Origin of the sequence: Burkholderia sp. Ac-20353 (genome assembly GCF_017104785.1) — a bacterium.
Taxonomy (GTDB): Bacteria; Pseudomonadota; Gammaproteobacteria; order Burkholderiales; family Burkholderiaceae; genus Burkholderia.
Genome location: NZ_JAAGPL010000247.1, coordinates 1 through 11,296, shown reverse-complemented (window position 1 = coordinate 11,296; position 11,296 = coordinate 1). Strand labels below are relative to the sequence as shown.

Sequence of the window (11,296 nt, the reverse complement as noted above, 5' to 3'; positions counted from 1 at the left end):
GATCTCGGCCGCGACGATGTCGTCGAGACGGTCGAGATCGTCCCGCCGCCCGTGCAGGATCCGTCCGCGAAGAAGTCGTGGCTCGCCCGCCTGAAAACCGGACTCGCGAAGACGGGCTCCAGCATCACGAACGTCTTCGTCAACACGAAGATCGACGAGGATTTGTACGAGGAGCTCGAAACCGCGCTGCTGATGTCCGATGCGGGGGTCGACGCGACCGAATACCTGCTCGACGCATTGCGCGAGAAAGTGCGGACGGGCCGGCTGACCGATCCGCAGCAGGTCAAGGGCGCGCTGCGCGACCTGCTCGTCGAGCTGCTGCAGCCGCTCGAGAAATCGCTGACGCTCGGCCGCGCGCAGCCGCTCGTGATGATGATCGCGGGCGTGAACGGCGCGGGCAAGACGACCAGCATCGGCAAGCTCGCGAAGCATCTGCAGAGCTTCGACCAGTCGGTGCTGCTGGCCGCGGGCGACACGTTCCGCGCGGCCGCGCGCGAACAGCTGACGGTCTGGGGCGAGCGCAACAACGTGACGGTCGTGCAGCAGGAAAGCGGCGATCCGGCCGCGGTGATCTTCGACGCGGTCAGCGCCGCGCGCGCGCGTGGCATCGACGTGATGATGGCCGACACCGCCGGCCGCCTGCCGACGCAGCTGCACCTGATGGAAGAGCTGAAGAAGGTAAAGCGCGTGATCGCGAAGGCACACGACGGCGCGCCGCACGAGGTGCTGCTCGTGATCGACGCGAATACGGGCCAGAACGGGCTCACGCAGGTGAAGGCGTTCGACGATGCGCTCGGGCTGACGGGCCTGATCGTCACGAAGCTCGACGGCACCGCGAAGGGCGGCATCCTCGCCGCGATCGCGCGCCAGCGTCCGGTGCCCGTCTACTTCATCGGCGTCGGCGAGAAGGTCGAGGACCTGCAGCCGTTCAGCGCAGAGGAATTCGCCGACGCGCTGCTCGGCTGAACGCCGCTGCCGCCGGCACGGATCCAGGGCGCCCGACGGCGCCCTTTTTTCATGCGGCGGGTTGTGTCAACCCGCATCATTCCGCGTCGGGCTGCTCGCCCGGCGCGGCTGCCTTGAACGCGTCGAGCGTCGCCGCGTAATCGACGATCCGCTGGATCGTCGGATATCGCGCAGTGTCGATCGAGAAGCGATTCGCATTGAACACCTGCGGCACGAGGCAGATGTCGGCCAGCGTCGGCGTATCGCCGAAGCACAGCTTGCCGGTGCGCGGATCGCTCGCGAGGCGCGCCTCAAGCGACGCAAAGCCCGTCTCGATCCAGTGGCGGTACCAGTCGTTCTTCGCCTCTTCCGGCACCTGCAGCATGTGCTTCAGGTATTTCAGCACGCGCAGGTTGTTCAGCGGATGGATCTCGCACGCGATCTGCAGCGCGATCGATCGCACGTACGCGCGATCGGCCGGCTGCTTCGGCAGCAGCGCCGGCTCCGGATGCGTCTCGTCCAGATACTCGATGATCGCGAGCGACTGCTGCAGCGTCGCGTCGCCGTCGATCAGCGTCGGCACGAGCGAATCAGGGTTCAGCGCGCGATAGTCGTCCTTCAGTTGCTGGCCGCCCTCGCGCAGCAGGTGCACGGGCACGTAGTCGAATCGCAACTGCTTCAGGTTCAGGGCGATCCGCACGCGATACGACGCGGAACTGCGGAAATAGCTGTAAAGCTTCATCGAATGTCTCTCGTTGTCATGATCGGCCGGCACCGGAGTACGGTCGCGCGTCGCCGGGATCATGAGTGTAGCGCGCCGGCCCGCGGCCGCGTGCTTGCAAGAACCGCACGAAGGCGTGCGATACTCGAAGGGTTCCCACCTCTGTCCGTGCGGCCCGCTCGCCTGTGCGACACGCGCCGCCTCCACACGCTTCGATGACCGCTTCCCACGATCCCGCCGCTGCCGCGGCCGAACCGTTCCACTGCGCCCGCTTCATCAAGGAAATCGGGCGCGGTCCGCATGGCGCGCGCGCGCTGTCCGCCGAAGACACGTTCGAGCTGTACCGTGCGATGCTCGATGCGCGCGTGTCGGACGTCGAACTCGGCGCGATCCTGATCGCATACCGGCTGAAGGGCGAGACCGCCGACGAACTGGCCGCGATGCTCGCCGCCGCGCATGCGTCGTTCGAACCCGTGCACGTGCGCGACAGCGCATTTCGTGCGGTGGCGATCCCGAGCTACAACGGCGCGCGCAAGCAGCCGAACCTCGTGCCGCTGCTCGCGCTGCTGCTCGCGCGCGAAGGCGTGCCGGTGCTCGTGCATGGCGTCACGCAGGATCCGGGCCGCGTGACGAGCGCGGAGATCTTCGCCGCGCTGTCGATCGCGCCGTCGGCATCGCACAATGCAATCGAGGACTCGCTCGCTGAACGTCGCGTCGCGTTCGCATCGATCGACACGCTCGCGCCGCCGCTCGCGCGCCTGTTGGCGATGCGCAGCGTGCTCGGCGTGCGCAACTCGACGCATACGCTCGTGAAGATCCTGCAGCCGTTCGCGCCCGCGGGCCTGCGGCTCGTCAACTACACGCATCCGCCGTATCGCGACAGCCTCGCACAGCTGTTCCGCGACCATCCGGACGCCGCGCAGGGCGGCGCGCTGCTCGCGCGCGGCACCGAGGGCGAGGCCGTCGCCGACACGCGGCGCCAGGTGCAGGTCGACTGGCTGCACGACGGCGTCTGCGACACGCTGATCGAAGCCGAGCGCTCGTCGGCCGACGCGCCGCCCGTCGCGCTGCCGGAATCGCGCGATGCTGGCACCACCGCCGCATGGACGGACGCGGTGCTGCGCGGCGAGATCGAGGTGCCCGACACGGTTGCGCGGCAGGTCGAGACGATCGTGCGGATCGCCCGCATGGCCCCCTGACCGGCGGGCGGCGCCGCAGCCGCTCCGCGCCCGGCCATTCGCATGACCATTTGACACGCGGCGGCATCCTGGCATAGAGTTGTCGCCATGCGTTCCTTTCCGAACACCCTCCGAATTACCTCCGGCCGCCTAGCGCGGCCGCTATCGCTACGACTAGCCTAAGGCAGCCGTAGCGCCGTGTGCTGTCCGCACGGTCCCTCCTCAGCAGTTCCTCGCAGTACCTTCTCGCAGTTTTTTACAACCCGAAGTCGTCAGCTTTCGTCCGTCTATCCGTCGGCCGAATCGCGAAGATCATCCGCATCCGGCGTGCGCTCGTGCGCACCGGTGCGAGGCAGCGTCAACCGCCGCTCATGCCGTCCGTCTTCGCTCGCGACTTGAGCCCCGAGGTCAAGAAGATGAAGCGCAACCCGCAAGAGAAGTACCGACCGTTCGAACCCGTCCGCATCAACGGCCGCAAATGGCCAACCCGCACGATCGAGCGCGCGCCGGCCTGGATGAGCACCGATTTGCGCGACGGCAACCAGTCGCTGATCGAGCCGATGAGCATCGAGCAGAAGCTCGAGTTCTTCGAGATGCTCGTCGCGATCGGTTTCAAGGAGATCGAAGTCGGTTTTCCGTCGGCGTCGCAAACCGACTTCGATTTCGTGCGCAAGCTGATCGACGAGAAGCGCATCCCCGACGACGTGACGATCGAAGTGCTCGTACAGTCGCGCGAGGATCTGATCGCACGCACGTTCGACGCGCTCGACGGCGTGCCGCGCGCGATCGTGCACCTGTACAACGCGATCTGCCCGTCGTTCCGCCGCATCGTGTTCGGGATGTCGAAGGACGACGTGAAGGCGCTCGCGGTCGACGGCACGCGAATGATCAAGGAACACGCGATGGCGCGCCCGGACACGCACTGGACCTACCAGTACTCGCCGGAAACCTTCAGCATGACCGAGCTCACGTTCGCGCGCGAAGTCTGCGATGCCGTCGCGCAGACCTGGCGTCCGACCCGCGACCACAAGATGATCGTCAACCTGCCGGCGACCGTCGAAGCCGCGATGCCGAACGTGTTTGCCGACCAGATCGAATGGATGGACCGCAACCTCGGCTATCGCGACAGCATCGTGCTGTCCGTGCATCCGCACAACGACCGCGGCACCGCGGTCGCCGCCGCGGAACTCGCGCTGCTCGCGGGCGCCGACCGCATCGAAGGCTGCCTGTTCGGCAACGGCGAGCGCACCGGCAACGTCGATCTCGTCACGCTCGCGCTGAATCTCTACACGCAGGGCATCGATCCGGGCCTCGATTTTTCGGACATCGATGCAGTGCGCCGCGTGGTCGAGCGCTGCAACCAGATTCCGGTGCATCCACGCCATCCGTATGCGGGCGACCTCGTGTTCACCGCGTTCTCGGGCTCGCACCAGGACGCGATCCGCAAGGGCTTCGCGCAGCAGCGCCCCGACGCGATCTGGGAAGTGCCGTACCTGCCGATCGATCCGGCCGACGTCGGCCGCAGCTACGACGCGGTGATCCGCGTGAACAGCCAGTCCGGCAAGGGCGGCTCGACGTTCCTGCTCGAACGCGGGATGGGCTTCACGCCGCCGCGCCGCGTGCAGATCGAGTTCAGCCATGCGGTGCAGACGATCGCCGATGCATCCGGCGAGGAAGTGACGGGAGAGAAGATCTGCGCGCTGTTCTCGCGCGAATTCCTCGAGACTGACGGCCCCGCCAGCCGCAACGGCAGCAGCGCACGCTGGGAAAGCCGCGAGATCGCCGGCGCAGGCGCAGCCGATGCGCCGCCGGAACAGGCCGTGCCGCGCGTGGCTGCAGCGTTCGCGACGGCAGCCGGTGCGGCGGTCGACGTCGGCTCCTGCGAGCATGTCCGCACGGCGGACGGCCGCACCGCGGTGTTCGTCAGTTGCCGGGTCGGCGACGCGCCGCTGCGGCACGGGGTCGGCGTGCATGCCGACGCGGCGACCGCCGCAATGGATGCCGTCGTCAGCGCGATCAACCGCTCGGCATGGCACTGCGCCGATCGCCGTGCGGCGGCCTGACAGTCCGGGTCCACATCAGGGTTTGAAGAAGGTCAGCGAGCGGTGTACGACCACCCGTGCAACGCGCGATCCGCGTTGCACGGGCCAACGAAAAGCGGCCCAGAAGGCCGCTTCGGAAGAGACACGCAAAGGAATGCCAAGCGGAATGCCACGCGCGTTCATGTCTCGGTCGCGCACCGCGTCGCCTGCCACGCAAGCAGGCGCCAGCGCCCCTGCTCCTGCGTTTGCACGGCCGTATAGGCAATCGGAAACACGAGGCCGCCGTTGTTCGTTTCCATCTCGATCAGTGCGCGCCCGGTGACAACGCAGGTCTCGTTGCCGACAGGCAGCACGTCCTGCGACTGGATCTCGATCTGGCGATAGCGACGGCGGCCTGCGGCGATGGCGTCGATGAACTGCTGCTTCGTTTCCCGTTTGCCATTGGTATGGACATAGAACACCTTGTCCGACAGCAGTGCGGCGAGCGCCTCGCCGTCACCGTCCACCATTGCGCGGAACCGATCGCGCTCGAGCGCGCGGATCGCATCGACCACCTTCGCCATCGCCTGACTCCTCGGCAACGCGCACGCCGTGCGCGGGCGTGCGAATCAGAAGTTGTACTGCAGGTAGAACTGGTGGAAATTTATACCAGGATTCGGCTCTTTGATACCCGCGTTAGACACATGTTGAAAACGGTAGCCGACCTGATACTGTTGCCGTTCTCCGAACTGCGCGCCGACGCCGACCGTGTCCGCGAACTGGAACGCGGTGGACATCGAGAAATTGGTCGCAATCGTCGGATGGGACAGCAGCCGCACGCCCGCGCCGGCCTCGAAGTACGGACGCACCGCGCCCGCGCTCTTGATGAAGCGCAGCATCGGCGTCGCGCCGAGTTCCCACAGATTGCTATGGACGTTGCCGCCCGTGTGCCAGTAGCCGACATGGCCTTCCATCACGAACGCGAAGTGCCAGCCGCCGATCTCCCACCACGTCCAGCCCGGATCCCACACGACGCCGAGGGTCCCCTTGTCGATGCCATGGCGATCGGAAAACCCGCCTCCCGCCTGAATTCCCCAACGATCCGCCAACGCCGCGCCGGACCCGCCCAGCAATGCCGCCGTCAGAACGGCGTGCGTCGCAACACGGCTGTGCCGCCGACCATTCTTCTTATTGTTCATCTGACACTCCAACTCTGTGGGTTGAATGGAACCTGCCGCGGACGGTCTGGCTCGAGCGAACAGAATCTTATGGTAAAGGACTTTTCCGATCGGCATCACAGAGCGAAATGGTTTGCTTCCTAAACTACAAAAATCGAAACCATCTGCCTGATCCTCGGAAAAACAACGGCTTACGGAACTTGCCGGCGTTCGAGTGGTCACGCCTAACACTATCGATCTTGCAAGATCGATAGAAAATCGGGAACTCGAAAGCCCGTGCCCCCTCTAAGGAATTAGCACTCCGTTGGCGGGAGTGCTAAGATTGACCGCGGAATCATCCGATACCGGGGTTCATCCCTGATTCCAAAGGAGTTTTCTTAAGTGAGCAACGCTCTGACCCTTCCGAACACCCTGAGCCCGGCGTCCGCTAAGGCCGTATCGGCAGGCTCGCTGGCGCTCGCAACCCATTCGATGTTGCCGGGCCAGCTGGGCAACATCGACGCCTATATCCAGGCAGTCAATCGTATCCCGTTGCTGACGGCCGAGGAAGAACGCCAGTACGCAACCGAATTCCGCGAGCAGAACAACCTCGACTCGGCCCGCCGCCTCGTGCTGTCGCACCTGCGGCTCGTCGTGTCGATCGCGCGCAACTATCTCGGCTACGGCCTGCCGCACGGCGACCTGATCCAGGAAGGCAACATCGGCCTGATGAAGGCCGTGAAGCGCTTCGATCCGGCGCAGAACGTGCGTCTCGTGTCGTATGCGATCCACTGGATCAAGGCCGAGATCCACGAGTACATCCTGCGCAACTGGCGCATGGTGAAGGTCGCGACGACAAAGGCGCAGCGCAAGCTGTTCTTCAACCTGCGCAGCCACAAGAAGGGCATGCAGGCGATGACGCCCGAGGAAATCGACGGCCTCGCGCAGGAACTCAACGTCAAGCGCGAAGAAGTGACCGAGATGGAAACGCGCCTGTCGGGCGGCGACATCGCGCTCGAAGGCCAGGTCGAGGACGGCGAGGAAAGCTACGCGCCGATCGCGTATCTCGCCGATTCGCACAACGAGCCGACCGCCGTGCTCGCCGCCCGTCAGCGCGACTCGCTGCAGACGGACGGCATCGCGCAAGCACTCGACGCGCTCGACGCGCGCAGCCGCCGCATCATCGAGGCACGCTGGCTGCACGTCGACGACGACGGCTCGGGCGGCTCGACGCTGCACGATCTCGCCGCGGAGTTCGGCGTGTCGGCGGAACGCATCCGCCAGATCGAAGCGAGCGCGATGAAGAAAATGCGCACGGCACTCGCCGAATACGCGTAAATCGACTGATTCACAGCGTCGTAACCAAAACCGCTGCCACCCGGCAGCGGTTTTTTTTCGTCGATTGATTGACCGATTTCATCGGGTATTCAGTCACGAAGGGCCGTTTCCGAAAAACATTGATTTACGTCAAATCTCGCCGCACCGTTCGCGACGGTGTGCCGCAGCGCAGCACTCGGCGTGGCGAAGCCGGCCTTTTAAAATTGGACTGTCCGGCGCAACAGGATTAAGAAGCCGCTTAACGGCCGTCATGAATCCGACGTAAAGTCGCCCCCAACCCGCATTAAATCGATTCAGGATATTCGCCTTGATCTCGATCGACAAAAAGCCCGCATCGCCTGCCGTGGGGTCGGCAGGCTGGCGCGGCCGCATCGCGGCGTGGGCCCGCGGCCCGACCCTCGCCCGCGACATCACCGTCGTACTGATCGTCAAGCTGGCCCTGTTGATGGCGCTCAAATACGCATTCTTCAATCATCCGCAGGCCGAGCACATGTCGTTGCCGCCTGCCGCCGTCGCCGAGAAGCTGCTCTCGGTCCCGGCGCCCGTTCCTACCCAGGGAGACCAACATGATAAGTAGCGAAGTCGTCGATCTGTCACGACTGCAGTTCGGCATCACGGCGCTCTACCACTTCCTGTTCGTGCCGCTGACGCTCGGTCTGTCGTGGCTGCTCGTGATCATGGAAGCCGTGTACGTGATGACCGGCAAGCAGGTCTACAAGGACATGACCCAGTTCTGGGGCAAGCTGTTCGGGATCAACTTTGCGATGGGCGTGACGACCGGCATCACGCTCGAATTCCAGTTCGGCACGAACTGGTCGTACTACTCGCACTACGTCGGCGACATCTTCGGCGTGCCGCTCGCGGTCGAAGGCCTGATGGCGTTCTTCCTCGAATCGACGTTCGTCGGCCTGTTCTTCTTCGGCTGGAACCGCCTGTCGAAGGTCAAGCACCTGATGGTCACGTTCCTCGTCGCGCTCGGCTCGAACCTGTCCGCGCTGTGGATCCTCGTCGCGAACGGCTGGATGAACAACCCGGTCGGCGCCGAGTTCAACTACCAGACGATGCGCATGGAGATGACGAGCCTGTTCGACGTGCTGTTCAACCCGGTCGCACAGGTGAAATTCGTGCACACCGTGTCGGCCGGCTACGTGTCGGCGGCGATGTTCGTGCTCGGCGTGTCGTCGTGGTATCTGCTGAAGAAGCGCGACACCGATTTCGCGCTGCGCTCGTTCGCGGTCGCGGCCGGCTTCGGCCTCGCATCGACGCTCTGCGTGATCGTGCTCGGCGACGAATCGGGCTACACGACCGGCGAAGTGCAGAAGATGAAGCTCGCCGCGATCGAATCCGAATGGGAAACGCAGCCGGCGCCCGCATCGTTCACGCTGATCGGCCTGCCGAACCAGAAGGAGCAGCGGACCGACTACGCGATCAAGATCCCGTACGCGCTCGGCCTGATCGCGACGCGCTCGATCGACGAGCCGGTGATCGGCCTGCGCGATCTCGCGAAGCACAGCGAAGAGCACATCCAGAGCGGGATGATCGCGTACGGCGCGCTGCAGAAGCTCAAGGAAGGCGACACGAGCGCCGCGACGCACGCGCTGTTCGACCAGCACAAGCAGTATCTCGGCTACGGGCTGATGCTCAAGCAGTTCACGCCGAACGTGACGGATGCAACGCCCGAGCAGATCAAGGAAGCCGCGAAGAAGACCATCCCGCCCGTCGCGCCGGTGTTCTTCTCGTTCCGGATCATGGTGTTCCTCGGATTCCTGTTCGTCGCGACCTTCGTCGCCGCGTTCTGGCTCTGCGCACGCCGCGAACTGCTGCAGGACAACCGCCGTTGGTTCCTGCGCTATGCGGTGTGGGCGATCCCGCTGCCGTGGATCGCGATCGAATTCGGCTGGGTCGTCGCCGAACTGGGTCGCCAGCCGTGGACGATTGCCGGCGTGCTGCCGACACACCTGTCCGCGTCGAGCCTGACGGCGTCCGACCTGTACCTGAGCCTCGCCGGCTTCATCCTGTTCTACACGGTGCTGTTCATCGTCGAGATCACGCTGATGTTCAAGTACGCACGCCTCGGCCCGTCGTCGCTGCACACCGGCCGCTATCACCACGAGCTGATCGCCGAGGAGCGCGCGTCCGCATGACGGCGCACGCGTACCCGACACCGAACAAGGAATCGCTATGGACTATGCAACTCTCAAGCTGATCTGGTGGCTGCTCGTCGGCGTGCTGCTGATCGGCTTCGCCGTCACCGACGGCTTCGACATGGGCGCGACCGCGCTGCTGCCGTTCCTCGGCAAGACCGACGACGAGCGCCGCATCATCGTCAACACGGTCGGCGCAACCTGGGAAGGCAACCAGGTGTGGCTGATCACCGCCGGCGGCGCGATGTTCGCCGCCTGGCCGCTCGTCTATGCGGCGTCGTTCTCCGGCTTCTACTTCGCGATGCTGCTCGTGCTGTTCGCGCTGTTCTTCCGGCCGGTCGGCTTCGACTACCGCAGCAAGCGGCCGGACCCGCGCTGGCGCGCGGCCTGGGACTGGGGCCTGTTCGTCGGCGGCTTCGTGCCGGCGCTCGTGTTCGGCGTCGCATTCGGCAACCTGCTGCAAGGCGTGCCGTTCCAGTTCGACACCGATCTGCGCGTGACCTACCACGGCAGCTTCTGGGCACTGCTGAACCCGTTCGCGCTGCTGTGCGGCCTCGTCAGCCTGACGATGCTCGTCGCGCACGGCGCCGCGTTCATCAAGATGAAGACGGACGGCGTGATCGCACGCCGCGCGTCGGTCGCGCTGCGCGTGTCGGCGTTCGTCGCCGTCGTGCTGTTCGTGCTCGCCGGCGTGCTGGTCGCGTCGTACATCGGCGGCTATCACATCACGCACGCCGCGCCCAACGACACGGTCGCGAACCCGCTGCTCAAGGACGTCGCCGCCGGCTCGGGCCTGTGGCTCGCGAACTACGGCAAGTATCCGTGGATGATCGCGGCGCCCGTCGTCGGCATCGCGGGCGGCGTGCTCGCGCTGCTGCTCGCGGGCTCGCGCCTCGAGAAGACCGCGTTCTTCTGCACGGGCCTGATGATCGTCGGCGTGATCCTGACCGCGGGCTTCTCGATGTTCCCGTTCATCATGCCGTCGTCGCTCGACCCGAAGAGCAGCCTGACGGTATGGGACTCGACGTCGAGCCACATGACGCTGCAGGTGATGCTGTTCGCCGTGATCGTGTTCCTGCCGCTCATCCTGCTCTACACGAGCTGGGTGTACCGCGTGATGCGCGGCAAGGTCACGCGCCAGGCGCTCGAGGAAAACACGCACTCGATGTACTGAACCCGGCCGGGGCGCGCACGCGCCCTCGCCCACCGTTTCGCAAGGAGTCGGATCATGTGGTATTTCAGCTGGATTCTCGGTATCGGCGTCGCGCTCGCGTTCGGCATCATCAATGCGATGTGGCTCGAAGCGCGACAGCGCAAGCAGGAAGCGCAGGTGCGCGCGAACTGACGCGGCCCGCTGCGTGTGCGGCCTGACAGCCCGCGCAACGCGAACCCGCAATGAAACACGGCGCCCTCGGGCGCCGTGTTTCATTTCCGGGCGCGGCAACGATCGGGGAATCGCTGCCGCCATCACCGCGCGACGTCAGGCCGGCTGCGCGGCTGCCCCGCTGCCCGCCGCCGGCAGGCGCGCATTGAGCTGCTCCGCGTAGCGCGACGCTGCGCTGCCGCAGACGATGTGGAACGTGTCGGCGCCGACCCACGCGACGTCGAGCGATTCGAGGCGCTGGCGATCGACCGCCGACGGATCGAGCACGACGACGCGCAAGCGGGTGGTCGCCACCGCGTCGAGCGACGCAACGTTCGTCGCACCGCCGAACACCGCGAGCCAGCGTGCCGGATCCGGATCGAGCGGACCGGCCGCGCCGAGCGCAGCCGTGGCCGCCGGTGCAGCGGC

Annotated in this window: 12 protein-coding genes; 8 read left to right on the top strand and 4 right to left on the bottom strand. The window is 65.5% G+C overall.

Annotated elements, in window-relative coordinates; translation table 11 throughout:
- Window positions 1-966, top strand: a 966-nt coding sequence (gene ftsY / locus G3N94_RS36435) for a signal recognition particle-docking protein FtsY (RefSeq protein WP_205799080.1), incomplete at its 5' end; no start/stop codon positions are given.
- Window positions 967-1,042: 76 nt separating this feature from the next.
- On the opposite strand, the gene maiA is transcribed toward ftsY, so the two are convergent.
- On the bottom strand, window positions 1,043-1,687 hold the full coding sequence (gene maiA, locus G3N94_RS36430; RefSeq protein ID WP_205799078.1) for a maleylacetoacetate isomerase: 645 nt from the start codon (window positions 1,685-1,687) through the stop codon (window positions 1,043-1,045).
- 194 nt (window positions 1,688-1,881) lie between these two features.
- On the opposite strand from maiA, the gene ybiB reads away from it, so the two are divergent.
- The gene (gene ybiB / locus G3N94_RS36425) at window positions 1,882-2,865 is read left to right on the top strand and encodes a DNA-binding protein YbiB (protein WP_205799076.1); all 984 of its coding nucleotides are present in this window, start codon (window positions 1,882-1,884) and stop codon (window positions 2,863-2,865) included.
- A gap of 395 nt (window positions 2,866-3,260) precedes the next feature.
- On the top strand, window positions 3,261-4,907 hold the full coding sequence (leuA, locus tag G3N94_RS36420) for a 2-isopropylmalate synthase (RefSeq protein WP_205799082.1): 1,647 nt from the start codon (window positions 3,261-3,263) through the stop codon (window positions 4,905-4,907).
- 158 nt (window positions 4,908-5,065) lie between these two features.
- Here leuA and G3N94_RS36415 read toward each other — a convergent pair whose 3' ends face one another.
- Window positions 5,066-5,449: a nuclear transport factor 2 family protein gene (locus tag G3N94_RS36415; protein ID WP_205799074.1), complete on the bottom strand. Its 384-nt coding sequence runs from the start codon at window positions 5,447-5,449 to the stop codon at window positions 5,066-5,068.
- 45 nt (window positions 5,450-5,494) lie between these two features.
- Complete coding sequence (locus G3N94_RS36410) at window positions 5,495-6,064, bottom strand: acyloxyacyl hydrolase (protein WP_205799072.1); 570 nt, start codon at window positions 6,062-6,064, stop codon at window positions 5,495-5,497.
- 360 nt (window positions 6,065-6,424) lie between these two features.
- On the opposite strand from G3N94_RS36410, the gene rpoH reads away from it, so the two are divergent.
- From rpoH to cydX, 5 genes are all read left to right on the top strand, one after another.
- Entirely contained in the window at window positions 6,425-7,360 is a 936-nt protein-coding gene (rpoH, locus tag G3N94_RS36405) for an RNA polymerase sigma factor RpoH (protein WP_205799070.1), read from the top strand.
- Window positions 7,361-7,667: 307 nt separating this feature from the next.
- Complete coding sequence (gene cydP / locus G3N94_RS36400; RefSeq protein ID WP_205799068.1) at window positions 7,668-7,937, top strand: cytochrome oxidase putative small subunit CydP; 270 nt, start codon at window positions 7,668-7,670, stop codon at window positions 7,935-7,937.
- A complete protein-coding gene (locus tag G3N94_RS36395; RefSeq protein WP_205799066.1) occupies window positions 7,927-9,504 on the top strand; it encodes a cytochrome ubiquinol oxidase subunit I in 1,578 nt (525 codons plus the stop codon). The genes cydP and G3N94_RS36395 overlap by 11 nt, the downstream gene beginning before the upstream one ends.
- Window positions 9,505-9,541: 37 nt before the next feature.
- The gene (cydB, locus tag G3N94_RS36390; RefSeq protein ID WP_205799064.1) at window positions 9,542-10,678 is read left to right on the top strand and encodes a cytochrome d ubiquinol oxidase subunit II; all 1,137 of its coding nucleotides are present in this window, start codon (window positions 9,542-9,544) and stop codon (window positions 10,676-10,678) included.
- 54 nt (window positions 10,679-10,732) lie between these two features.
- Window positions 10,733-10,849 (top strand): cytochrome bd-I oxidase subunit CydX, encoded by a 117-nt coding sequence (gene cydX, locus G3N94_RS36385; RefSeq protein ID WP_205799062.1) that lies wholly within the window; start codon window positions 10,733-10,735, stop codon window positions 10,847-10,849.
- 135 nt (window positions 10,850-10,984) lie between these two features.
- On the opposite strand, the gene G3N94_RS36380 is transcribed toward cydX, so the two are convergent.
- Window positions 10,985-11,296, bottom strand: a 312-nt coding sequence (locus tag G3N94_RS36380; RefSeq protein WP_205799060.1) for a PTS transporter subunit EIIB, incomplete at its 5' end; no start/stop codon positions are given.

Bases quoted from the DNA above. Each gene is read 5' to 3' on its own strand.
- G3N94_RS36410 (WP_205799072.1), bottom strand. From the start codon at position 6,064: ATGAACAATAAGAAGAATGGTCGGCGGCACAGCCGTGTTGCGACGCAC.
- G3N94_RS36415 (WP_205799074.1), bottom strand. From the start codon at position 5,449: ATGGCGAAGGTGGTCGATGCGATCCGCGCGCTCGAGCGCGATCGGTTC.
- cydX (WP_205799062.1), top strand. From the start codon at position 10,733: ATGTGGTATTTCAGCTGGATTCTCGGTATCGGCGTCGCGCTCGCGTTC.
- G3N94_RS36395 (WP_205799066.1), top strand. From the start codon at position 7,927: ATGATAAGTAGCGAAGTCGTCGATCTGTCACGACTGCAGTTCGGCATC.
- leuA (WP_205799082.1), top strand. From the start codon at position 3,261: ATGAAGCGCAACCCGCAAGAGAAGTACCGACCGTTCGAACCCGTCCGC.
- maiA (WP_205799078.1), bottom strand. From the start codon at position 1,687: ATGAAGCTTTACAGCTATTTCCGCAGTTCCGCGTCGTATCGCGTGCGG.
- cydB (WP_205799064.1), top strand. From the start codon at position 9,542: ATGGACTATGCAACTCTCAAGCTGATCTGGTGGCTGCTCGTCGGCGTG.
- ybiB (WP_205799076.1), top strand. From the start codon at position 1,882: ATGACCGCTTCCCACGATCCCGCCGCTGCCGCGGCCGAACCGTTCCAC.